At 72.2% G+C, this 23365-nt stretch carries 17 protein-coding genes; 15 read left to right on the top strand and 2 right to left on the bottom strand.

Going from position 1 to position 23365, the window contains the following annotated elements:
* Nucleotides 1–61: 61 nt before the first annotated feature.
* The 8 genes from ACFW3D_RS16555 (at nucleotide 62) to ACFW3D_RS16520 (ending at nucleotide 8713) form a co-directional block, all read left to right on the top strand.
* Entirely contained in the window at nucleotides 62–1291 is a 1230-nt protein-coding gene (locus tag ACFW3D_RS16555; protein ID WP_500504851.1) for a polyamine ABC transporter substrate-binding protein, read from the top strand.
* Between the two features lie 29 nt (nucleotides 1292–1320).
* On the top strand, nucleotides 1321–2505 hold the full coding sequence (locus tag ACFW3D_RS16550; RefSeq protein ID WP_500504850.1) for an ABC transporter ATP-binding protein: 1185 nt from the start codon (nucleotides 1321–1323) through the stop codon (nucleotides 2503–2505).
* A complete protein-coding gene (locus tag ACFW3D_RS16545) occupies nucleotides 2505–3440 on the top strand; it encodes an ABC transporter permease (protein WP_500504849.1) in 936 nt (311 codons plus the stop codon). Before ACFW3D_RS16550 ends, ACFW3D_RS16545 begins: the two co-directional genes overlap by 1 nt.
* A complete protein-coding gene (locus ACFW3D_RS16540; protein ID WP_500504848.1) occupies nucleotides 3440–4240 on the top strand; it encodes an ABC transporter permease in 801 nt (266 codons plus the stop codon). Before ACFW3D_RS16545 ends, ACFW3D_RS16540 begins: the two co-directional genes overlap by 1 nt.
* A 34-nt stretch (nucleotides 4241–4274) precedes the next feature.
* Nucleotides 4275–5669: an NAD(P)/FAD-dependent oxidoreductase gene (locus ACFW3D_RS16535; protein ID WP_500504847.1), complete on the top strand. Its 1395-nt coding sequence runs from the start codon at nucleotides 4275–4277 to the stop codon at nucleotides 5667–5669.
* Between the two features lie 131 nt (nucleotides 5670–5800).
* Nucleotides 5801–6271, top strand: a complete 471-nt coding sequence (locus ACFW3D_RS16530; RefSeq protein WP_500504846.1) for a hypothetical protein — start codon at nucleotides 5801–5803, stop codon at nucleotides 6269–6271.
* A gap of 153 nt (nucleotides 6272–6424) precedes the next feature.
* Nucleotides 6425–7117: a nucleotidyl transferase AbiEii/AbiGii toxin family protein gene (locus ACFW3D_RS16525; protein ID WP_500504845.1), complete on the top strand. Its 693-nt coding sequence runs from the start codon at nucleotides 6425–6427 to the stop codon at nucleotides 7115–7117.
* 90 nt (nucleotides 7118–7207) lie between these two features.
* A complete protein-coding gene (locus ACFW3D_RS16520) occupies nucleotides 7208–8713 on the top strand; it encodes a CoA-acylating methylmalonate-semialdehyde dehydrogenase (protein WP_500504844.1) in 1506 nt (501 codons plus the stop codon).
* Here the strand turns inward: ACFW3D_RS16520 and ACFW3D_RS16515 are convergent.
* A complete protein-coding gene (locus ACFW3D_RS16515) occupies nucleotides 8685–9308 on the bottom strand; it encodes a phosphatase PAP2 family protein (RefSeq protein ID WP_500504843.1) in 624 nt (207 codons plus the stop codon). The two genes, ACFW3D_RS16520 and ACFW3D_RS16515, sit on opposite strands and share 29 nt — an antisense overlap.
* Nucleotides 9309–9660: 352 nt before the next feature.
* Nucleotides 9661–10992, bottom strand: coding sequence for a 4-aminobutyrate--2-oxoglutarate transaminase (gene gabT / locus ACFW3D_RS16510; protein WP_500504842.1), 1332 nt, complete (start codon nucleotides 10990–10992; stop codon nucleotides 9661–9663).
* Between the two features lie 287 nt (nucleotides 10993–11279).
* On the opposite strand from gabT, the gene ACFW3D_RS16505 reads away from it, so the two are divergent.
* From ACFW3D_RS16505 to ACFW3D_RS16475, 7 genes are all read left to right on the top strand, one after another.
* Complete coding sequence (locus ACFW3D_RS16505) at nucleotides 11280–13490, top strand: type IV secretory system conjugative DNA transfer family protein (protein WP_500504841.1); 2211 nt, start codon at nucleotides 11280–11282, stop codon at nucleotides 13488–13490.
* 725 nt (nucleotides 13491–14215) lie between these two features.
* Nucleotides 14216–15769 carry a PucR family transcriptional regulator gene (locus tag ACFW3D_RS16500; protein WP_500504939.1) on the top strand — a complete coding sequence of 518 codons (1554 nt, stop codon included), beginning with the start codon at nucleotides 14216–14218 and terminating at the stop codon, nucleotides 15767–15769.
* 90 nt (nucleotides 15770–15859) lie between these two features.
* Entirely contained in the window at nucleotides 15860–17305 is a 1446-nt protein-coding gene (locus tag ACFW3D_RS16495) for an aldehyde dehydrogenase family protein (RefSeq protein ID WP_500504840.1), read from the top strand.
* 648 nt (nucleotides 17306–17953) lie between these two features.
* Nucleotides 17954–19891, top strand: a complete 1938-nt coding sequence (locus ACFW3D_RS16490; RefSeq protein WP_500504839.1) for an acyl-CoA dehydrogenase family protein — start codon at nucleotides 17954–17956, stop codon at nucleotides 19889–19891.
* An 88-nt stretch (nucleotides 19892–19979) separates the two neighbouring features.
* Entirely contained in the window at nucleotides 19980–21248 is a 1269-nt protein-coding gene (gene dxr / locus ACFW3D_RS16485) for a 1-deoxy-D-xylulose-5-phosphate reductoisomerase (RefSeq protein ID WP_500504838.1), read from the top strand.
* Nucleotides 21245–22570, top strand: a complete 1326-nt coding sequence (locus tag ACFW3D_RS16480; protein WP_500504837.1) for a M50 family metallopeptidase — start codon at nucleotides 21245–21247, stop codon at nucleotides 22568–22570. Before dxr ends, ACFW3D_RS16480 begins: the two co-directional genes overlap by 4 nt.
* Before the next feature lie 101 nt (nucleotides 22571–22671).
* Nucleotides 22672–23365 (top strand): flavodoxin-dependent (E)-4-hydroxy-3-methylbut-2-enyl-diphosphate synthase (locus ACFW3D_RS16475; protein WP_500504836.1); only part of this gene is annotated, 694 nt, incomplete at its 3' end.

The raw sequence follows: 23365 nt of genomic DNA, 5'->3' as shown, positions 1-23365 counted from the left end.
CCCCCACCGGCCCGACAGTCCGTCCGTCCCACGCACCACCGCCCCTGGAGGCCGCACCGCAATGGAGATGTTCGAGGGCCTGTCCGAGCCCGTACGCAAAGCGTGGGAACGCAGCCTGACCAACGGGAGGGCCTCCCTGAGCCGGCGCCGGGTGCTCGGCGCCGGTCTCGGCGTCGCGGGCGCGGGGGCGCTGTCCGCCTGCGGCATCCCGGCCGCGACCAACAACCAGGGCGGTGTCAAGAGCGACGACCTGTCCGACAAGGACAAGTCGCTGGTCTTCTCGAACTGGCAGCTCTACATCGACATGAGCGACGACGAGAAGCACATGCCGACCCTGGAGGCCTTCGAGAAGAAGACCGGGATCAAGGTCAAGTACAGCGACGACATCACCGACAACGTCGAGTTCTTCGCCAAGATCAAGCCGCAGCTCGCCGCCGGCCAGTCCACCGGCCGCGACCTGGTCGTCCTCACCGACTGGATGGCCGCCCGGATGATCCGCCTGGGCTGGGCCCAGCCGCTGGACCCCACCTACCTGCCGAACGCCTTCACCAACCTGGAGCAACGTTTCCGAAACCCCGACTGGGACCCCGGACGCGCCCACTCCTACCCCTGGCAGGGCATCGCCACCGTCATCGCCTACAACGAGAAGGCGACCAAGGGGAAGAAGGTCGGCAGCGTCTCCCAGCTGCTGGACGACCCCGACCTCAAGGGCCGCGTCGCGATGCTCAGCGAGATGCGCGACACCATAGGCATGACCCTGCTCGACATGGGCAAGCGGCCGGAGTCCTTCACCGCGGACGACTTCGACGCGGCCGTGGCCCGCGTCCAGAAGGCCGTGGACGGCAAGCAGATCCGCCAGTTCACCGGCAACGAGTACACCGACGGCCTCGCCTCGGGGAACATCGCCGCCTGCGTCGCCTGGGCCGGCGACCTGGTCCAGCTCCAGGCCGACAACCCCGAGATCAAGTTCGTGATCCCGCCTGCCGGATACATCTACTCCACGGACAACATGCTGGTCCCGGCCGGTTCCAAGCACCGCAAGAACGCCGAGCGGCTGATCGACTGGTACTACCAGCCCGCGATCGCCGCCGAGCTCGCGGCATGGGTCAACTACATCACGCCCTGCGCGGGCGTCTACGAGGAACTCCTCAAGATCGACAAGGACGTGGCCAACAACCCGCTGATCATTCCCAACGCGGAGATGAAGGCGAAGGCCCATCCCTTCCGGTCGCTCTCCGCCAAGGAGGAGACCGCCTTCGAGGACAAGTTCGCCAAGCTCATCGGCGCCTGACCGGCCACCGCAGTTAGGGATCTGACGACATGACCCAGCAGACCGCACCCCGCACCGACGAGCCGGCCGGAGCCAAGAACCCCGCCTCAGCGGGCGGCGCCGTGACCCTCACCGGCATCGGCAAGGACTACGGCGACTTCACCGCCGTCCACCCGCTCGACCTGACCATCCCCGAAGGCTCCTTCTTCGCGCTCCTCGGTGCCTCCGGCTGCGGCAAGACCACGACGCTGCGCATGATCGCGGGCCTGGAGGACCCCAGCAGCGGCACCGTCCGCATCGGCGACCAGGACGTCACCGGACTGCCGCCGTACAAGCGCCCGGTCAACACGGTCTTCCAGAACTACGCGCTCTTCCCGCACCTGGACATCTACGAGAACGTCGCCTTCGGCCTGCGCCGCCGCGGCATCAAGTCCGTCAAGGGCCAGGTCGGTGACATGCTCGACCTCGTCGAGCTCGGCCACCTCGCCCGCCGCAAGCCGCACCAGCTCTCCGGCGGCCAGCAGCAGCGCGTCGCCGTCGCCCGAGCCCTGATCAACCACCCCAAGGTGCTCCTCCTCGACGAGCCGCTGGGCGCCCTGGACCTGAAGCTGCGGCGCCAGATGCAGCTGGAGCTCAAGCGCATCCAGACCGAGGTAGGCATCACCTTCGTGCACGTCACGCACGACCAGGAAGAGGCCATGACCATGGCCGACACCATCGCCGTGATGAACGCCGGCCGCATCGAACAGCTTGGCGCGCCCACCGACCTGTACGAGAACCCGCGCACCACCTTCGTCGCCAACTTCCTCGGCCAGTCCAACCTCATCGAGGCCGAGGTCGCCGGCACCGGCGGCGACGACCTGCTGCTCAGCGTCGGCGACGGCCGCCTCGCGATGCCCACCGCGCGCTGCGTCCCCTCGGTGCGGGCCGGGGACAAGCTGCTCGCCGGGGTGCGGCCGGAGAAGATATCCATCGTCCACGCCGACGACGCGGCCGAGGTCCCCGAGGGCCGCAACAAGATCACCGGGCGGATCGTCGACGCCAGCTTCATCGGCGTCTCCACCCAGTACGTCGTCAACAGCCCCTGGTGCCCCGAGCTCGCCGTCTTCGCGCAGAACGTGGAGCGCGACGGCCGCCTCGTCCCCGGCGCCGAGGTGGTGCTGCACTGGAGCCCCGCGCACACCTTCGGTCTCGACGCCGCTCAGGACATCGAGGCCGGGGAGGTCAACGCGTAATGGCCGCCCTCTCCACCGCCCCCACCGGGGCACCGGCGCAGACCCCGCCGGTGCCGCCCGGCGCCGCCGCCCGGCGGCGCAGACTCGTCCCGTACTGGCTGCTGCTGCCCGGCATCCTGTGGCTGCTCGTCTTCTTCGCCGCCCCGATGGTCTACCAGGCGTCGACCTCCGTGCAGACCGGCTCCCTGGAGACCGGCTACCGCGTCACCTGGCACTTCGCCACCTACTGGGACGCGTTCAAGGAATACGACGTCTTCTACCTGCGGTCGCTGATCTACGCCGGCATCGCCACCGTGCTGTGCCTGGCGATCGGCTACCCGCTGGCGTACACCATCGCCTTCAAGGCGGGCCGCTGGCGCAACGTGCTGCTGGTCATGGTCATCGCGCCGTTCTTCACCAGCTTCCTGATCCGCACCCTGGCCTGGAAGACCATCCTCGCCGACGACGGCTACGTCGTGAGCGTGCTCGACAAGCTGCACATCCTGAACGTCACCGCGTCCCTGGGCATCACCGCCGACGACCGCGTGCTCGCCACCCCGCTGGCGGTGGTGTGCGGTCTGACGTACAACTTCCTGCCCTTCATGATCCTGCCGCTCTACAGCTCGCTGGAGCGCATCGACCCGCGGCTCCACGAGGCGGCCGGCGACCTGTACGCCCGGCCCTTCACCACCTTCCGCAAGGTGACGTTCCCGATCTCGCTGCCCGGCGTCGTGGCCGGCACGCTGCTCACCTTCATCCCGGCCTCCGGCGACTACATCAACGCCGAGCTGCTGGGCAGCCCGAGCGAGCAGATGATCGGCAACGTCATCCAGTCCAAGTTCCTGACGGTGCTCGACTACCCGACCGCCGCCGCGCTGTCCTTCATGCTCATGGCCGCGATCCTGGTGATCGTGTCCGTCTACATCCGCAAGGCGGGGACGGAGGAACTGGTCTGATGCCCGTGCTGAACTGGGTGCGACGGCACCTCGTCGTCTTCGCCGGCGTGGCCGCCCTTGCCTACATGACGATCCCCAACGTGATCGTCCTGATCTTCTCCTTCAACCAGCCCAAGGGCCGCTTCAACTACTCCTGGAACCACTTCTCGCTCGACGCCTGGGCCAACCCCTGCGGCGTCGGCGACATGTGCGACTCCGTGTCGCTGTCCCTGGAGATCGCCGTCCTCGCCACCCTCGGCGCCACGATCCTAGGCACCATGGTCGCCTTCGCGCTCGGCCGCCACCGCTTCCGCGGCCGCGGCCCGGTGACCGGCCTGATCTGGCTGCCGATGGCGATGCCCGAGATCGTCATGGGCGCCTCGCTCGGCACCCTCTTCCTCAACATGCGCATCCAGTTCGGCTTCTGGACCATCCTCATCGCGCACATCATGTTCTGCCTCAGCTTCGTGGTGACGGCGGTCAAGGCGCGCGTGATGAGCATGGACCCGCGACTGGAGCAGGCCGCCCAGGACCTCTACGCCACGCCGTGGTCGACGTTCTGGCGGATCACCTTCCCGATCGCCGCGCCCGGCATCGCGGCGGGCGCGCTGCTGAGCTTCGCGATCTCCATCGACGACTTCATCATCACGCAGTTCAACGCCGGCCCGGCCACCGTGACCTTCCCGATGTTCGTCTGGGGCGCCGCCCAGAAGGGCCTGCCCGTCCAGGTGAACGTCATCGGCACGCTGATGTTCGTCGCGGCGGTGCTCTGCGTCGTCGTCGGACAGCTGCTAAGCCGCCGCAGGAAAGCCCATAGTTAACCCGCCGACCGCATCCGCAAAGGTGTGAGACCCCATGGACCCAGCCCGTTCGCTCGCCGACGCGCAGCCGACACCGTTCTGGCTGGAGGACCCCGGCAGGCCGCGGGCGGGGTCCGCCCTCGTCGGCGACGAGCACTGCGACCTGCTGGTGGTCGGCGGCGGTTACACCGGACTGTGGACCGCGCTGCTGGCCAAGGAGCGCGACCCGGGCCGCGACGTCGTCCTGGTCGAGGGCAAGGAGGTGGGCTGGGCGGCGTCCGGACGCAACGGCGGCTTCTGCTCCGCCAGCCTCACCCACGGCCTGGCCAACGGACTCGCCCGCTGGCCCGAGGAGTTCGGGCGACTGGAGGAGCTGGGCAACCGCAACCTCGACGGCATCGAGGAGGCGGTCGCCCGCTACTCCATCGACTGCGACTTCGAACGCTCCGGCGAGATCGACGTCGCCACCGAGCCGTACCAGCTCGACGGCCTCCGGGAGTCCGCCGAGGAGGCCGCCCGGCACGGCGTCGAACTGGAGCTGCTCGACCGCGACCAGGTCCGCGCCGAAGTCGACTCGCCCACCTTCGTCGGCGGCCTCTGGGACCGCCGCGGCGTCGCCATGCTGCACCCCGCCAAGCTCGCCTGGGGGCTGCGGCGGGCCTGCGAGGAACTGGGCGTACGCGTCTACGAGCACACCCGCGCCACCCAGCTCGCCCGCAACGGCTCCGGCATGGCCGTACGCACCCCGTACGGACGTGTCTTCGCCCGGCACGTCGCGCTCGGCACCAACGTCTTCCCCTCGCTGGTGCGCCGGGTGCGCCACTACATCGTCCCCGTCTACGACTACGCGCTGGTGACCGAACCGCTGACGCCGCAGCAGCTCGGCGCCGTCGGCTGGAAGAGGCGCCAGGGACTGGGCGACAGCGCCAACCAGTTCCACTACTTCCGGCTCACCGCGGACAACCGCGTCCTGTGGGGCGGCTACGACGCCATCTACCCGTACGGCGGCCGCCTGGACGCCGCCCGGGACGAACGCCCGGAGACCTACCTGAAGCTCGCGGAACACTTCTTCCGCTGCTTCCCGCAGCTGGAGGGTGTGCGCTTCACCCACTCCTGGGGCGGCGCGATCGACACCTGCTCGCGCTTCTCCGCCTTCTACGGCACCGCCCACGAGGGAAGGGTCTCCTACGCCGCCGGCTACACCGGCCTCGGCGTCGGCGCCACCCGCTTCGGCGCCGATGTCATGCTCGACCTGCTCTCCGGCGAGTCCACCGAGCGCACCGGACTGCGGATGGTGCGCACCAAACCGCTGCCCTTCCCGCCCGAGCCCCTGGCGTGGGCGGGCATCGGCCTGACCAAGTGGTCCCTGGACCGCGCCGACCGCAACGCCGGCCGGCGCAACCTGTGGCTCAAGGCGATGGACCGGCTCGGCCTCGGCTTCGACAGCTGACCGGCCCCCGCACGTGCCCTGTGATCCGGTTCACCCCATCGGGCGTGGTGAAACCCGCGTAATGATCCGCGCCCGGCCTCCTCTCTCCGCGTGACAGCACGACAGCGCACACACGGAACGGAGGAACCGGCATGGTGGGCACAGACGCGCGGGGCGCGGTCGAATGGCTGGTTTCCGTGGCACCCGACCCCGACGCCGCCCGGTGGGAATGGGAGCGCCACCCCCTCGGGGTGACGCTCCTGCCCGCCGGGCGGCTGTGGGACGTCCTCATCCTCACCGGCGAACTGGGCTACCCGACGCTCGACGTCCTCACCCGTCTCGTCGACCGCCCGGGGCCGGTCCTGGCCGACTTCGGCGACTCCCGCATGGGCTACTTCGTGCCCCCGGGCACCGCCGCCCGCTGGATCGGCACCGGGGTCCGCACCGCGGGCCCCGGCACCTGGATCGTGGTCCCCTACCCGGGCCGTGCCACCGGCGGTGTCCGCTGGCTCGTGCCGCCCGACGGCACCGGCAACCTCACGGACCCCGGCGTCCTTGAGCTGGCCATGCACGAGGCGGCCGCCCACCTGGCGGGACGGCGCGGGCGTGATCCGGGCGAGTGATCGCGCGACCGGGAGCGGGCCGTACGTACGCCCCCGTGCGCGACACTGGTTCCATGATCCCGACGGAACGCGGCCGGCCCCGGAGCGGCCGCGGATACCCGGGCGCGCCACGGCGCGCCCCCGCTCCCGCGCCCCTCGCCGCGGCGGGCTGACATGGACCTCACGCCCGGCCTCGCGCACCTCGTGGAGACCGCCCTGCCCGTCTGCGGGCGCCACGGCCTCGCCGTGGCGGGCGGCCTCGCACTGATCGCGCACGGCTTCGACCGCCGCCCGTCACGCCACCTGGACCTGGTGACCTTCAGCTCCACCCCGGTCGGCGACATCGGCGCCGCGCTCGCCGCGGCGTACTCCGGGGCCGGCTACGAGGTGTCCCCGCTGCCCGGCACGCCGCTCGTCGCCCACCTAGGGGTCACCCCGCCGGGCGGGGCCGGCCGCGCGGTGCACGTGGCCAAGCAGCCGCTCTCCCGTCCCCCGGTCGCTGTCGGACTCGGACTGTCCGGGCCCGTGCCGGTGGTGGCCCTGGAGGACTGCGCCGCGCTGAAGGTGGCCGCCGTCGCCGACCGCGCCACGGTCCGCGACCTGGTCGACGTCCACGCCCTGACCGCCTGGTTCACGCCGGGGGAGCTGCTCACGATGGCCGTCCACCTCGACGAGGACCTCCAGCCGCGCCTGCTCGCCGACCGCCTCGACAGGCTCGTCGAGGCGGACGACGCGGCGTACGCGGCACAGGGACTGGACGGCGCCGGAACCGCCGCGGTCAAACGCTGGGCCTTCGACTGGGCGCAGGACATCCGGCTGGACCTCATGGAGGGCATGGAGCACCCCGACGAGCTCTACGACCTGTAAAGCGCCCGGCCCCGGCGCCGACACCTTGGTGCTTGAGGGTGCCCTCCCCGCTGACGACACTGGCAGGAGACGAGGAGAGGAAGGTCCGCCGTGACCGACAAGCACATCACGCACTGGATCGCCGGACAGTCGTGGTCCGGCACCACGGAGCGGCACGGGGACGTGTACGACCCCGCCACCGGGGCCGTGACCGGGCGGGTGGACTTCGCGTCGATCGCCGAGGTCGACCAGGCCGTCGGCGCGGCCGCCGCCGCGTTCAGGGAGTGGCGCCACGCCTCGGTGGCCAAGCGCACCACGGTGCTCTTCGCCTTCCGCGAGCTGCTCAACGCCAAGCGCGAGGAGCTGGCCGCGATCATCGTCTCCGAGCACGGCAAGGTGCACTCGGACGCGCTCGGCGAGATCGCCCGCGGCCTGGAGGTCGTCGAGTACGCCTGCGGCATCCCGCAGCTGATCAAGGGCGGCTTCACCGAGCAGGCCTCGACCGGCATCGACGTCTACTCGATCCGCCAGCCGCTCGGCCCGGTCGCGATCATCTCGCCCTTCAACTTCCCGGCGATGGTGCCGATGTGGTTCTTCCCCATCGCCATCGCCGCGGGCAACACCGTCGTCGTCAAGCCCTCCGAGAAGGACCCGTCCGCCGCCAACTTCCTCGCGGAGCTGTGGAAGCAGGCCGGACTGCCGGACGGCGTCTTCAACGTCGTGCACGGCGACAAGGCCGCCGTCGACCGCCTCCTGGAGCACCCGGACGTCAAGTCCGTCTCCTTCGTCGGCTCCACCCCGATCGCCCGCTACGTCTACGAGACCGGCACCCGCTACGGCAAGCGCGTCCAGGCCCTGGGCGGCGCCAAGAACCACATGCTGGTGCTGCCGGACGCGGACCTGGACCTCGCCGCCGACGCGGCCGTCAACGCCGGGTTCGGCGCGGCCGGCGAGCGCTGCATGGCGGTGTCCGTCCTGGTCGCGGTCGACCCGATCGGCGACACGCTGGTCGAGAAGATCAAGGAGCGGATGGCCCGCCTCACGGTCGGCCCCGGCTGCAACGCCGCCTCCGAGATGGGCCCGCTGGTCACCGGCGCCCACCGCGACAAGGTGACGTCCTACCTCGACGCGGGCCTCGCCGACGGCGCGACCCTCGCGGTGGACGGCCGCACCCACGCCGTCACCGGCGAGGACACCGAGGACGGCTTCTGGCTCGGCCCGACCCTCTTCGACGACGTCAAGCCCGGCATGTCCGTCTACAACGACGAGATCTTCGGCCCGGTCCTGTCCGTGGTCCGCGTGGGCTCGTACGACGAGGGCCTGGAGCTGATCAACTCCAACCCGTACGGCAACGGCACGGCGATCTTCACCAACGACGGCGGCGCCGCGCGCCGCTTCCAGCACGACGTCGAGGTCGGCATGGTCGGCATCAACGTGCCGATCCCGGTGCCCGTGGCGTACTACTCCTTCGGCGGCTGGAAGGCCTCGCTGTTCGGCGACACGCACGCCTACGGCCCGGACGGCGTCCACTTCTTCACCCGCGGCAAGGCCGTCACCCAGCGGTGGCTCGACCCGAGCCACGGCGGCATCAACCTCGGTTTCCCGACCAACAACTGACCGCCAGGGCGGCGCCCGCGAGCAGGGCGCCGCACAGCAGCCAGCTCCCCACGACGTCGAGCGGCCAGTGGTAGCCGCAGCGGACCAGGGCGACCCCCACCGCACCGTTGAGCAGCACGGCGGCCGCGACCAGCAGCCGCCGTGCCGCCGCGCGCACCAGCCACGGCAGCAGCAGGAGCACGGCGCCGCCGTACGCGGCGGCCGCCGTGGCCGTGTGGCCGGAGGGGTAGAGCCCGGGATAACCGGGGGAGAGGGTCAGCGAACCGGGGCCGGCCCGGCCGATCAGCGGCTTCACCAGGGCGACCAGCAGCGGCGCGACGGCCATCACGAGCGCGTACGCCAGCGGCGGCAGCCAGGGGCGGGGCAGTCCGTACCGGCGGTGGCGCCAGGTGGTGCAGACCATCGCAAGCAGCAGCACGGGCACGGCGACCTGCCAGTTGCCCAGGTCGGCGAGGAACTGTGCCACGGCGGGGCGGTCCGCGGGGTGGGGGGAGGGTCCCGCGAGAGTGGTACGCACCGGCCCGTCCAGGGCCAGCAGGCGCCCTCGTAGTGCCTCCTGCCAGGTCAGCAGTCCGAAGAGCGCCGTGCACACCACGGCCACCAGAGAAGTTGGCCGCCCCGGAACAGGGGGGAGAGTTCCGGGGCGGCCAGAGCGATCGCCGTACCGCCCGCCCCGGGGGGTTTGGGGCAAGCGGCCGACCGATCGGCGAGGATTGCCGGAGCCTTCGGCTTCGGCGCTGTGCGCGAGGGCACTGCTGTGCCGGTGATGGGGAGTCATCGGCAAAGTGTCGCCCGCGGACTTCCGCAGACGGGGTGTTTCTTCCATCTGCGGAAACCGTACGTCACCGGCGGGCCGCCGGGCAGGGGTTGCACCCTCCCGCCATCAGGCCCGCACACGTTCTTCACGCTCTGTGTCGTAGCCGCTCGGTCACGGGCGAAGCACCAGGTCACAGCCGGGCGAGCGCGCCCTCGATGATGTCCAGGCCCTCGTTCAGCAGGTCCTCGCCGATGACCAGCGGCGGCAGGAACCGCAGCACGTTGCCGTAGGTGCCACAGGTCAGGACCACCAGGCCCTCGGCGTGGCAGGCCTTGGCCACGGCGGCGGTGGCGGCGGCGTTCGGGTTCTTGCTCCCCGGCTCCACCAGTTCGATCGCGATCATGGCGCCGCGGCCGCGGACCTCACCGATGACCTCGAACTTCTCCTGCATGCCGCGCAGCCGGGCCAGCATGATCTCGCCGATGCGGCGGGCCCTGGCGTTCAGGTCCTGCTCCTTCATCGTCTCGATGGCCCCGAGCGCACCGGCGCACGCCACCGGGTTGCCGCCGTAGGTGCCGCCCAGACCGCCGGAGTGCGCGGCGTCCATGATCTCGGCACGGCCGGTCACCGCGGCCAGCGGCAGACCGCCCGCGATGCCCTTGGCGGTGGTGATCAGGTCCGGGACGATGCCCTCGTCCTCGCAGGCGAACCACTGACCGGTGCGGCAGAAGCCGGTCTGGATCTCGTCCGCGACGAACACGATGCCGTTCTCCCGCGCGAACTCCACCAGCTTCGGCAGGAAGCCCTTGGCCGGCTCGATGAAGCCGCCCTCGCCCTGGATCGGCTCGATCACGATCGCGGCGACGTTCCCGGCCCCGACCTGCTTGGTGATCATGTCGATCGCCTGGGCCGCCGCCTCCTCCGCGCAGTTCTCCGGGCCGGTCAGCCAGCGGTAGGGGTAGGCCAGCGGCATGCGGTAGACCTCGGGCGCGAACGGGCCGAACGAGTGCTTGTACGGCATGTTCTTCGCCGTCAGCGCCATCGTGAGGTTGGTCCGGCCGTGGTAGCCGTGGTCGAAGACGACCACGGCCTGGCGCCCGGTGTACGCGCGGGCGATCTTCACCGCGTTCTCGACGGCCTCGGCACCGGAGTTGAACAGCGCGGTGCGCTTCTCGTGGTCGCCCGGGGTCAGCTCGTTGAGGGCCTCGGCCACCTCCACGTAGCCCTCGTACGGCGTCACCATGAAACAGGTGTGGGTGAAGTCGGCCAGCTGCGCCGACGCACGGCGCACGACCGCCTCGGCGCTGTTGCCGACCGAGGTCACCGCGATGCCGGAACCGAAGTCGATCAGGGAGTTGCCGTCCACGTCCTCCAGCACGCCGCCGCCGGCGCGGGTGACGAAGACGGGCAGGGTCACGCCGACGCCGCTCGCGACCGCCGCCGTCTTGCGCGCCAGCAGCTCCTGCGACTTGGGGCCGGGGATCGGGGTGACGAGGCGACGCTCCTGGGCCAGATCGGTCATGGCGGACGTACTCCTTCGAACCGTGGTCTTTTCTCGCAGGCTAAGCCCGTACGGCGGAGCCCCGCACACTCCGATAGGGCGCACTGCGGAACGCCTCTTCGACGTGGCGGACATGAGCGTGCCAAGATCCTTCAGACTGCGGTGGCCGCTCGACTACATTGAGTGCGGACCTGCGAGGGGTGGCACACGCGATGGAACGCGACGGTACGCACGAGAAGCCCGCGGCGCCTCCGCCCGGAGGACCCGGCCCGCAACCGGGCACGCCGCCGGTACCCGGTGCCCGGCCGATGCCGGGCGCGCACCCCGGACCGCCCCCCGTGCCCGGTGCCCGGCCCGGCCCGGCCGCCCCCGGCCGCGCCCCCAGGGCCGTCCCGGCCACGCCCCCGCTGCCCCCAGGGCCACCGCCGCGGCCGGGGACCCGACCGGGCGCCGGCTCCTGGCGCGCGCCCGCGGAGTCCGCGCCGTCCGCCACAGCGGACGGCTCCGGCCTCCTCGCCTGGCTGCGGGCCCCGCGCCCGGCCGCCGCACCCGGCGTCTGGCGCCTCGGCCACCGCCCCCGCCCCGCCGCCGACCCGGACGCCGTACCGGGCCGCCAGCTCGTCGCCGGCGCCCTCATCTCCTTCCTCGGCGGCTGGCTGCTGTGGTCCCTGCTGTGGAACGGCTACCTCGGCAGCTACTGGCTCTGGCCGCTGCTCGCGCTGACCCCCGACTCCTGGCGCCGGGCGGGCGGCAACCAGACCGCCTACCTGTGGGCCTCGTACCTCTACTACGCGCTCATCGGCGGCGCCCTGCTGGTCTTCTTCGCCCGCATCGGCCGCTGGGCCGAACTGTGGCGCCGCTCCATCACCGCCCCGCTCCGGCGCGCCCGCGAGGACGAGCGCACGGCCACCGGCCGCGAACCCGCCGACCCCGCCCAGGACCCGGCCGCCTTCCCCGCGCTCCGCCAGGGCGGCGCCGCCGACGCCGCGGACCGGCTCGCCGACGACGCCCGCTCCGGGCTGATGAACGACGTCGACTTCGCCCGCCTCTCCCGCGCCTGGCAGTCCGTACGCTCCGAACCCGGCCGGCTGACCGCCTTCACCGACACCGTCCTGCGGTACGGGGCCGCCGCCTGCGCCCACCCGTCCGGCGCCCGCGACCTGCCCGCACGCACCGCCCGGTACGACCTGCTCGTCGGCCAGGTCCGCATCGGCGCCGCGCCCGACGACGAGCGCAACCCCCGCACCCACCGCGGCGCGGACTACGCCCTCGACCCGTCCGTCCTCGGCACCTCCCTGCTGGCCGTCGGGCCGCCCGGCTCCGGCAAGACCGTGCGCTTCGTGCGGCCCGCGCTGGAACTCATGTGCCTGCAGGCCCTCGCCGGGCGGGCGGCCGTCGTCGTGGTCGGCACCGACGGGGCACGGCTCGCGCCGGACGAGTCCTTCGACGTCGTCGTGAAGATCGGCCACCCCGACTCCGCGTACGACCTCGACCTGTACGGCGGCACCGCCGACCCCGACGAGGCCGCGGGCTTCCTCGCCGAGGCGCTCGTCGGCGACCTCGCCGCCGCCCTGCCCGGCGGTGACAGCCGGCGGGCCGCCACCGCACTCGCCCAGATCCTCGGGCCCTTCCACGCCGCCCACGGCCGCTTCCCCTCCGTCCCCGAACTGCGCGAACTGCTCGACGGCACCCCCTCGGCACTGGCCGCGCTGCGGTCCGCCCTCCAGACCCGGGGCGCCGCAGCCCAGGGCCAGCTGCGCGAACTCGACGCCCGCGAACGGCAGTCCGCCCGGTCCGGCGACGCGGGTCCCCTGCTGGCCGACCGCATCGCACTGCTCGACCGGCCCGCGTTCGCCGGGTTCTTCGACACCACCGGCGGCAGCCACCCCTTCTCCCTGCGGGGCCTCGAACACCCCCTGCGGGTCCGCATCGACCTCCCGGAACGGGGCCACGCCGAGGTCTCCCGGATGCTGGCGCGGCTCGTCCTCGCCCAGTTCGCCGAGTGCGCCGCGGCCCGGCAGGACCGCTCCCTGTTCGCCTGCCTCGTCCTCGACGACGCCTCCCACACGGTGACCGCGGAGTCCGTCCGCGGCCTGCAGCGCATGCGCTCCGCCAACGCCGGCGCGGTCCTCACGCTCCGGACCCTCGACGACGTCCCCGAGACCCTGCGCGGCGCCCTCCTCGGCGCCGTCGGCTGCCGGGCGGCCCTCGCCGGGGTCACCGCCTGGGACGGCGCCCGGTTCGCGGAGGTGTGGGGCAAGGAATGGGTCGACGTCCACGACGTCACCAACCGTCAGATCATCGCGGACGAACCGCTCACGCGGGTGCTGCATGCCGTGCGGCGCCTGGTGACGGGGAAGGCCGTCACGGCGGAGTCGGTCACGGTGCGGCGCGTCGAGCGCGAGCGGTGGTCCGCGTCCGACCTCGCCCACGCGGTCCCTGCGGGGCACGCCGTCGTCTCCCTCACCGCGGTCGACGGGGAGCACGCCCCTCCGGTGCTCGTGGATTTGCGCGCCTGAGCGTTCGTGTGCGGGCCGGTTGTTTGTGTGCGGGTCGTTTGCGCCTGCGGCGGGGGTTTTCCCCCGCCGCCCGCCCTCCCCCAGCCTTCGGCCGGGGGGACCCCCATCCCGGTTGGTCAGTGACCGCCTCGCTGCGTGCGTTGGGGGTCGGGGCCGCGCCGGCGCACTCCCCCAGCCTTCGGCCGGGGGGACCCCCACAGCGCTCGCGGATTTGCCGGGCCATTGCATCACCGGCATCACCGCTCGTCTCCCCCAGCCTTCGGCCGGGGGGACCCCCATGGGCGCACCCCGCCACACCCCCTCCCGTCGGTTGGGGCGACTGACGGCCGGAGGGGGGTGAGGAAGCGGTCCGGGGTTGCCGCACATGCCCTACTGACCCCCCACCGGGCGTTGGTCGCGCAGCTCGCGGAGGGGGTGGGGTCGTAGGGGTGGGCGTTCTGGACGCTGACGTGTATTTGTTGTGCGGCAGAGCGGCACCTATCCGGATTGCCCGCCATGCACATAAATATGCGGTACAGAATGCCCACCCCGGAGGCCCCGCCCCCGGCCCACCAACCGAACCGGGCGAGACCCGCACCAACGTCCCGGGGCAATCGGGAGGGCGGGCGGGGGAAAAACCCCAACCGCAACCACAACGGACCCGCACACGGACAAACGGCCCGCACCGCAGGTATACGGTGAGGCAGAATCGGATGTGAACGCACTCCGAGATGGAGAAAAAGCCCGTGCCGCCCACGCTCGCCTCGCTGCTGCGGAACCCCGCCCTGAAGCTGGCCGTCCTCGCCGGAGGCGACCGCCTGGGGGAGGCCGCCGTCCGGTGGGTGCACACCAGCGAGCTGGACGACCCGGCGCCGTACCTGGAGGGCGGCGAGCTCCTGCTGACCACGGGCCTCAAGCTGGACGTCGGCTCGCCCGAGGCACTCGGCGAGTACGTGGCGCGCCTGGCCGGTGCCGGCGTCGTGGGCCTCGGGTTCGGCGTGGGGGTGAGCCACGACAGCGTGCCGCAGGCGCTCGTGGACGCGGCGGCGGCGCACCGGCTGCCGCTGCTGGAGGTGCCGCACAAGACCCCGTTCATCGCGATCAGCAAGGCCGTCTCCGCGGAGCTCGCCGCCGACCGGTACAAGGCGGTGACCGCGGGCTTCGAGGCGCAGCGGGAGCTGACCCGGGCGGCGCTCGCGCCGGAGGGGACGACGGCGCTGCTGTCCCGGCTGGCGGCGCACCTGAACGGCTGGGCCGCGCTGTACGACGCGTCGGGCGCCGTGGTGGCCGCGGCACCGGAGTGGGCGGGGCGGCGGGCGGGGCGGCTCGCCGCGGAGGTGGAGCGGCTGCGGGGCAGGCCCGCCCCGGCCAGTGCCGCGGTCGCGGGCCCGGCCGGCACGGAGGACCGCGTCGAACTGCAGTCGCTGGGCACCGGCCGGCGCCCCCGCGGGTTCCTCGCCGTCGGCACGGAGGAACGGCTCGACACCTCCGCCCGGTACCTCGTGCACGCCGCCGTCGCGCTGCTGACGCTGTCCCTGGAGCAGTCCCGGGCGCTGCAGGACACCGAGCAGCGCCTGGGCGCCGCGCTGCTGCGGATGCTGCTGGTCGGGGAGCCGGAGCACGCCCGGACCGTGGCGGGCCGGCTGTACGGCGGGCTGTTCGACGCTCCGGTGCGCGTGCTGGTCGCGGAGCGCGCGGAGGCCGCGGCGGACGCGGCGGACGCGGCGGACGCAGTGGGGTTGCTGGGCGAGCGGGTGGAGACGGCCGCGATGCGGGCCGCGGAGCCCGTGCTGGCGGTCCGGGACGAGGACCGGCTGACGGTGCTCGCGGCCGCGGACGGCGAGGTGGTGCCGGCCTGCGTGGCGGCGGTCGACGGGAGTGACGATCTGGTGGCCGGGCTGTCCGCCGCGGTGGGTACCGCGGGCGTCCCGGGCGCCCACGAGCAGGCCGAGCGGGCGCTGGCGGTCGCCCGGCGGCGCGGCCGCAGTCTGGTCGAGCACGACGAGGTCGGTTCCGGCTCGATGCTGCCGCTGCTGGGTGACGACGCCGTACGGGCCTTCTCCGACGGCCTGTTGCGGCCGCTGCGCGAGCACGACGCCACCGCCCGCGGTGATCTGGTCGCGTCGCTGCGGGCGTGGCTGTCCCGGCACGGGCAGTGGGACGCCGCCGCGGCGGACCTGGGGGTCCACCGGCACACGCTGCGCTACCGGATGCGGCGCGTGGAGGAGATCCTGGGGCGCTCGCTGGACGATCCGGACGTCCGTATGGAGCTGTGGCTGGCCCTCAAGTCCGGTGGCTGAGCGGGTTCTGCCAAAACGTCGCATCGGTGCCGGCCCGTAGGACTCACTGGACAAGACCGGCCGGGTGCCGCCCGCCCTACCGTGGTCCGCATGAGCACCCCCACCGCCTTCTGGCTCGCCGGTCGCCCCGCCACCGGCGAGGACACCTTCGATGTCGTGAACCCGTACGACGGCAGCGTCGTGGCCTCCGTCGGCGTGCCGACCCCCGCCCAGGTGGAGGAGGCGGTCGCCGCGGCGAAGTCCGTCGAGGCGGAGTTCGCCGCGACCCCCGCCCACGTGCGGGCCGCCGCCCTGGACCACGTGTCGAAGCGGCTGGCCGAGCGCGCCGAGGAGATCGCCCGGCTGATCACCGCGGAGAACGGCAAGCCGGTCAAGTGGGCGCGCGGCGAGGTCGGCCGTGCCGTGTCCGTCTTCCGCTGGGCGGCGGAGGAGGCGCGCCGCTTCAACAGCGGTGAGGCCCAGCGCCTGGACACCGACGCCGGCGGCACCGGCCGGCTCGCGCTGACCCGGCGCTTCCCGCGCGGCAGCGTGCTCGGCATCGCCCCGTTCAACTTCCCGCTGAACCTGGTGGCCCACAAGGTGGCCCCGGCGATCGCGGTGGGCACCCCGATCATCCTCAAGCCGGCGCCGGCGACCCCGCTGTCCGCGCTGGTGCTCGGCGAGATCCTGGCCGAGACCGACCTGCCGGCCGGTTCGTGGAGCGTGCTGACCGTCCCGAACGACCGCATGCCCGCCCTGGTGCAGGACGAGCGGCTGCCGGTCGTCTCCTTCACCGGCTCCGACCGGGTCGGCTACCAGATCATGGACTCGGTGCCGCGCAAGCACACCACCCTGGAGCTGGGCGGCAACGCCGCCGCCGTCGTCCTGGCCGACTGGTCCTCCGAGGAGGACCTGGAGTGGGCGGCGAACCGCATCGCCACCTTCGCCAACTACCAGGGCGGCCAGTCCTGCATCTCGGTGCAGCGGGTCGTCGCCGACGCCACCGTGTACGACCGGCTGGTGGAGAAGGTCGTCGCCAAGGTCCGGGCGCAGGTCACCGGCGACCCCTCGGACGACGCGACCGACGTCGGCCCGCTCGTCGACGGGAACGCCGCCGCGCGCGTGGCGTCCTGGGTCGACGACGCCCTCGCCAAGGGCGCCAAGCTGCTCACCGGCGGCAAGCGCGACGGCGCCGCCTACGAGCCGACCGTGCTGGCCGACGTTCCCGCGGACGCGGTCCTCGCCACCGAGGAGGTCTTCGGTCCCGTCCTGTCCCTGCACAGGGTGGACGGCGCCGACGAGGCCTTCGCGGTCGTCAACGACTCGCGGTTCGGCCTGCAGTGCGGTGTGTTCACCCACGACCTGCAGACCGCCTTCCGCGCCCACCGCGAGCTGGAGGTCGGCGGCGTCGTCATCGGCGACGCCCCCTCCTACCGCGCCGACCAGATGCCCTACGGCGGCGTCAAGGACTCCGGCGTGGGGCGCGAGGGCGTCAAGTACGCCATGGACGACTACACCTACGAGCGGGTCCTGGTCCTGACCGGTCTCGCCCTGTAGTCCCCACGGCAGGAGGAGCCACCCCTTCCAGCGGCCGGGGCGCATGTGCGGTGCGTCCCGGCCGCGCCGTGCTCGCTGTCGGCATGCGCACGTAAAGTGACGCTCTCGCGGACGGCGAGGAGCACCTCCGGTCGCGAGCCGGGCGTTCACCCGAGTGGAGTGGAGCGCCCTCGCGGATCCGGCGGCGCCCGCCGTGCCCGCCGGGAACGCTGCGCCGCCGCTGCCCGCCGCGGGGACCGGGCCGGCCGTGGCGGCCCCGCTCGACGCCGTCGACCAGGGCCGTCTCCCGCCCCGGAGCGGAGGCAGCCCGGGGGCGTGGTCCACATCGGGGCCGCCGCTCTCCCGCCCGCCGAATCCGGCCCGTCCAGCCGGAACTGACATGGGATCAGGATGTCCGTCCGGTGCCGGCCGGCGGCACCGGCGAGGGGGAGTCCGGCACGGCAGCCGAGGCCCAGGCCGGCCTGTCGCCGAGGGCGGCTCCGCCCCGGACGCCGCTCCGCTGCGCAAGCTGCTCGCGTCGGCCTGAATCGCCGTCGGAGAGGTCACCGGGCCGCCGCGCCCCGTGCGCGAGGGCTGGTGACCAAGCCGGAACCGGGGTACTAACGAACAAGTAGCACCGGTCGGTAACCGACGCGAGGTGACGCCCCCATGTCCGCAGCATCCGCCCGCCCCACCGTTTCCGAACGCGAAGCGCGCCAGGTCGCAGAGGCCGCCCGCGAACAGGAATGGCGAAAGCCGAGCTTCGCCAAGGAACTGTTCCTGGGCCGCTTCCGGCTCGACCTGATCCATCCCCACCCCACACCGTCGACCGACCAGGTCCAGCGCGGCGAGGCGTTCCTGGCCAAGCTGCGCGACTTCGTCGAGACGAAGGTGGACGGGGCCCTGATCGAGCGTGAGGCGAGGATCCCCGACGAGGTCATCACCGGGCTGAAGGAGCTCGGCGCCCTCGGCATGAAGATCGATCCCAAGTACGGCGGCCTCGGCCTCACCCAGGTGTACTACAACAAGGCGCTGGCCCTCGTCGGCTCCGCCAGTCCCGCCATCGGCGTGCTGCTCTCCGCGCACCAGTCGATCGGCGTGCCCCAGCCGCTGAAGATGTTCGGCACCCCGGAGCAGAAGGAGCGGTTCCTGCCGCGCTGCGCCCGCACCGACATCTCGGCCTTCCTGCTCACCGAGCCCGACGTGGGGTCCGACCCCGCACGCCTGGCGACCACGGCCGTACCCGACGGGGACTCCTACGTCCTCGACGGCGTGAAGCTGTGGACCACCAACGGCGTCGTCGCCGACCTGCTGGTCGTCATGGCGCGGGTGCCGAAGAGCGAGGGCCACAAGGGCGGCATCACCGCCTTCGTCGTCGAGGCGGGCTCGGAGGGCATCACCGTCGAGAACCGCAACTCCTTCATGGGGCTGCGCGGCATCGAGAACGGCGTCACCCGTTTCCACCAGGTGCGTGTCCCCGCGGAGAACCGCGTCGGCCCCGAGGGCGCCGGGCTGAAGATCGCCCTGACCACCCTCAACACCGGCCGCCTGTCGCTGCCCGCGTCCTGCGTCGCGGCCGGCAAGTGGTGCCTGAAGATCGCCCGCGAGTGGTCCGCCGCCCGCGAGCAGTGGGGGCGGCCGGTCGCCCGCCACGAGGCCGTCGGCGCGAAGATCTCCTTCATCGCGGCGACCACCTTCGCCCTCGAGGCCGTCATGGACCTGTCCAGCCAGATGGCCGACGAGGACCGCAACGACATCCGCATCGAGGGCGCCCTGGCCAAGCTCTTCGCGTCCGAGATGAGCTGGACCATGGCCGACGAACTGATCCAGATCCGCGGCGGCCGGGGCTTCGAGACCGCGCAGTCCCTCGCCGCCCGCGGCGAACGGGGCGTCCCGGCCGAGCAGTTGCTGCGCGACCTGCGGATCAACCGGATCTTCGAGGGCTCAACGGAGATCATGCACCTGCTGATCGCCCGTGAGGCCGTCGACGCCCACCTGTCGGTCGCCGGGGACCTGATCGACCCCGACAAGGCGCTCGGCGACAAGGCCAGGGCCGGAATGAAGGCCGGCGGCTTCTACGCCCGCTGGCTGCCGAAGCTGGTGGCCGGCCCCGGCCAGATCCCCGGGGCGTACTCCGCCTTCCACCCGGCGGGCCACCCCGACCTCGCCGCCCACCTGCGCTACGTCGAGCGCAACTCCCGCAAGCTCGCCCGCTCCACCTTCTACGCCATGTCGCGCTGGCAGGGCCGGATGGAGACCAAGCAGGGCTTCCTGGGCCGCGTCGTCGACATCGGCGCGGAACTGTTCGCCATGAGCGCCGCCTGCGTCCGCGCCGAGATGCTCCGCACCCGGGGCGAGAACGGACGCGAGGCCTACCAGCTCGCCGACGCCTTCTGCCGCCAGTCGCGGATCCGCGTCGAGGAGCTCTTCGGCCGCCTGTGGACCAACACCGACGCCATCGACCGCAAGGTCGTCGACGGGGTCCTGGGCGGCGCCTACACCTGGCTCGAGTCCGGCATCGTCGACCCGTCCAGCGACGGCCCCTGGATCGCCGACACCACACCGGGCGCCTCTCGCAAGGAGAACGTCCACCGGCCGATCCGCTGACCGGACGGGGACGCGCCCCCGGCGCGCGGGGCACCGCCTTCCCGGAGGCGGTGCCCCCGCCGTGCCGGCGACCGGACACAATGGGGGGATGACGGACTCTCTCGCCGACCCCCACCTGCGGCTGCCCGGACCGGACGCGGCCGGCGGCGCCCACGACGGCCCCCGCGACATCGTCGTCCTGGGTTCGACCGGATCGATCGGCACCCAGGCCATCGACGTCGTCCTGCGCAACCCCGACCGCTTCCGGGTGGTGGCCCTGTCCGCCGCGGGCGGCCGGGTCGGGCTCCTGGCCGACCAGGCGCTGCAGCTCGGCGTCTCCGCGGTCGCCGTCGCGGACGAGGCCGCGGAGGGCCCGCTGCGGGCGGCCCTGGCCGAGCGCTACGGCACCGAGCCCCTGCCGGAGGTCCTGGTCGGCCCGGACGCCGCGACCGAGCTGGCCGGCCGTCCGTGCCACTCCGTCCTCAACGGCATCACCGGCTCGATCGGGCTGCGCCCCACGCTGGCCGCCCTGGAGGCGGGACGGATCCTGATCCTCGCCAACAAGGAGTCGCTGATCGTCGGCGGCCCCCTGGTGAAGGCCGTGGCCAAGCCGGGCCAGATCGTGCCCGTCGACTCCGAGCACTCCGCGCTCTTCCAGGCCCTCATGGGCGGCTCCCGCGCCGAGGTCCGCAAGCTCGTCGTGACCGCCTCCGGCGGCCCGTTCCGCGGCCGGGTCAAGGAGGAGCTGGCAGGCGTCACCCCCGAGCAGGCGCTGGCCCACCCCACCTGGGACATGGGCCCGGTGGTGACGATCAACTCGGCCACCTTGGTGAACAAGGGCCTGGAGGTCATCGAGGCCCACCTGCTCTTCGACATTCCCTTCGACCGCATTGAGGTCGTCGTCCACCCGCAGTCGTATATCCACTCGATGGTGGAATTCACGGACGGCTCCACGCTGGCCCAGGTCAGCCCGCCCGACATGCGGATGCCGATCTCGCTGGGCCTCGGCTGGCCCGAGCGGGTGCCCGACGCCGCGCCCGGGTGCGACTGGACCAAGGCGGCCACGTGGACCTTCTTCCCGCTGGACGACGAGGCGTTCCCGGCGGTGGCGCTCGCGCGCCACGTCGGTAGCCTCGGGGGTACCGCCCCCGCGGTGTTCAACGCGGCCAACGAGGAGTGCGTGGCCGCGTTCCTCGCGGGCACGCTGCCCTTCACGGGCATCGTGGACACCGTCGCACGGGTGGTAGAGGAGCACGGCACTCCCGCCGAAGGAACCTCCCTCACCGTGGAGGACGTCCTCGAGGCGGAGGACTGGGCGCGGGCCCGCGCCCGGGAACTGGCTGCGGAACAGGCGACGACGGAGGCGGCACACGTATGACGGGACTCATGTGGGTACTGGGAATCGCCGTCTTCGCGGTCGGTCTCCTCGTCTCCATCGCCTGGCACGAACTGGGTCACCTCTCCACGGCCAAGCTCTTCAAGATCCGGGTGCCGCAGTACATGGTCGGCTTCGGGCCGACCATCTGGTCCCGGCACAAGGGCGAGACCGAGTACGGCATCAAGGCGATCCCGCTCGGCGGCTACATCCGCATGATCGGCATGTTCCCGCCCGGCGACGACGGCCGGGTCGCCGCCCGCTCCACCTCGCCCTTCCGCGGCATGATCGAGGACGCCCGCTCCGCGGCGTACGAGGAGCTCAAGCCCGGCGACGAGACCCGGATGTTCTACACGCGCAAGCCCTGGAAGCGCGTGATCGTCATGTTCGCCGGCCCGTTCATGAACCTGATCCTGGCCTTCGGGCTCTTCCTGGCGCTCTTCATGGGCTTCGGCATCCCCACCCAGACCACGACGGTCGGCTCGGTCTCGGACTGCGTCATCCCCGCGTCCGACACCCAGGCACTCAAGGCCAAGGACCCCTGCGCCCGCGGCGACTACCCGGCCGCTCCCGCCAAGGCGGCCGGCCTCCGGCAGCGCGACCGGATCGTGGCCTTCAACGGGGTGAAGGTCGACGACAGCCAGTGGACGGTGCTGCAGCAGGAGATCCGCAAGACCATCGGCCCCGCCACGATCACCGTCGTGCGCGACGGCAAGACCGTCGACCTGCACGCGAACCTGATCGCCAACAAGGTCGTCAAGACCGACGGGCACGGGGGCATCGTCAAGGACCAGTACGTCCAGGCCGGATTCCTCGGCTTCACGCCCGCGGACGGCGTGGTGAGGCTGGACTTCGGACAGTCGATCGACCACATGGCCACCACCGCCGAGGACGGCGCCCGCTCCCTGGCGGCGCTCCCCGGCAAGATCCCCGGCCTGTGGGACGCGGTCTTCAACGGCGCCGAGCGGCAGCCCGACTCCCCGGTCGGCATGATCGGCGCGGCTCGTCTGGGCGGCGACATCTTCTCGCTGCCGCTGCCGGCCACGCAGAAGATCGCCACGATGGTGAGCCTGCTCGCCGGGGTCAATCTGGCCCTCTTCCTGTTCAACATGCTTCCGCTGCTCCCGCTCGACGGCGGGCACATCGCGGGCGCCCTGTGGGAGTCCGTCAGGCGGAACATCGCCAAGGTCCTCCGGCGGGCCGACCCCGGTCCCTTCGACGTGGCGAAGCTGATGCCCGCCGCCTACGTCGTCGCCGGAATCTTCATCTGCTTCACCGCGCTGGTCATGGCCGCGGATCTCATCAATCCGGTGCGTTTGACATAGGCGCGATGTCGGAGGCGTGGGTGGGGTGACGTAGTCTCGTTCAACGGAGCCCGCCCACGCCGCCGGGACCTCGATTCGCGTACTTTGGGGATGCCACGCACATGACCGCGATTTCGCTCGGGATGCCGTCCGTTCCGATCAAGCTCGCCGACCGCCGCAAGAGCCGCCAGATCCAGGTCGGGTCGGTCGCGGTCGGCGGCGACGCCCCGGTCTCCGTCCAGTCCATGACCACCACCGTCACGGCCGACATCGGCGCCACGCTGCAGCAGATCGCCGAGCTCACCGCGTCCGGCTGCCAGATCGTCCGGGTGGCCTGCCCCTCGCAGGACGACGCCGACGCCCTCGCCACCATCGCCAGGAAGTCGCAGATCCCGGTGATCGCGGACATCCACTTCCAGCCGAAGTACGTGTTCGCGGCGATCGACGCGGGCTGTGCGGCGGTGCGGGTGAACCCGGGCAACATCCGGCAGTTCGACGACAAGGTGAAGGAGATCGCCAGGGCGGCCTCGGACGCCGGGGTGCCGATCCGGATCGGTGTGAACGCCGGGTCGCTGGACAGGCGGCTGCTGGAGAAGTACGGCAAGGCCACCCCCGAGGCGCTGGTGGAGTCGGCGCTGTGGGAGTGCTCGCTGTTCGAGGAGCACGGCTTCCGGGACATCAAGATCTCGGTGAAGCACAACGACCCGGTGGTGATGGTCAACGCGTACCGTCTGCTGGCGGCGCAGTGCGACTACCCGCTGCACCTGGGTGTGACCGAGGCGGGTCCGGCGTTCCAGGGGACGATCAAGTCGGCGG

Source organism: Streptomyces sp. NPDC058864 (assembly GCF_042742985.1).
Classification (GTDB): domain Bacteria; phylum Actinomycetota; class Actinomycetes; order Streptomycetales; family Streptomycetaceae; genus Actinacidiphila.
This window is presented reverse-complemented; position numbering and strand designations above follow the sequence as displayed.

Excerpts from the sequence above, each read along its gene's own strand:
- ACFW3D_RS16525 (WP_500504845.1), top strand. The coding sequence starts at position 6,425 with ATGGACCTCACGCCCGGCCTCGCGCACCTCGTGGAGACCGCCCTGCCC.
- ACFW3D_RS16490 (WP_500504839.1), top strand. The coding sequence starts at position 17,954 with ATGTCCGCAGCATCCGCCCGCCCCACCGTTTCCGAACGCGAAGCGCGC.
- ACFW3D_RS16540 (WP_500504848.1), top strand. The coding sequence starts at position 3,440 with ATGCCCGTGCTGAACTGGGTGCGACGGCACCTCGTCGTCTTCGCCGGC.
- ACFW3D_RS16550 (WP_500504850.1), top strand. The coding sequence starts at position 1,321 with ATGACCCAGCAGACCGCACCCCGCACCGACGAGCCGGCCGGAGCCAAG.
- gabT (WP_500504842.1), bottom strand. The coding sequence starts at position 10,992 with ATGACCGATCTGGCCCAGGAGCGTCGCCTCGTCACCCCGATCCCCGGC.
- ACFW3D_RS16480 (WP_500504837.1), top strand. The coding sequence starts at position 21,245 with ATGACGGGACTCATGTGGGTACTGGGAATCGCCGTCTTCGCGGTCGGT.
- ACFW3D_RS16495 (WP_500504840.1), top strand. The coding sequence starts at position 15,860 with ATGAGCACCCCCACCGCCTTCTGGCTCGCCGGTCGCCCCGCCACCGGC.
- ACFW3D_RS16505 (WP_500504841.1), top strand. The coding sequence starts at position 11,280 with ATGCCGGGCGCGCACCCCGGACCGCCCCCCGTGCCCGGTGCCCGGCCC.
- ACFW3D_RS16555 (WP_500504851.1), top strand. The coding sequence starts at position 62 with ATGGAGATGTTCGAGGGCCTGTCCGAGCCCGTACGCAAAGCGTGGGAA.
- dxr (WP_500504838.1), top strand. The coding sequence starts at position 19,980 with ATGACGGACTCTCTCGCCGACCCCCACCTGCGGCTGCCCGGACCGGAC.
- ACFW3D_RS16530 (WP_500504846.1), top strand. The coding sequence starts at position 5,801 with ATGGTGGGCACAGACGCGCGGGGCGCGGTCGAATGGCTGGTTTCCGTG.
- ACFW3D_RS16545 (WP_500504849.1), top strand. The coding sequence starts at position 2,505 with ATGGCCGCCCTCTCCACCGCCCCCACCGGGGCACCGGCGCAGACCCCG.
- ACFW3D_RS16535 (WP_500504847.1), top strand. The coding sequence starts at position 4,275 with ATGGACCCAGCCCGTTCGCTCGCCGACGCGCAGCCGACACCGTTCTGG.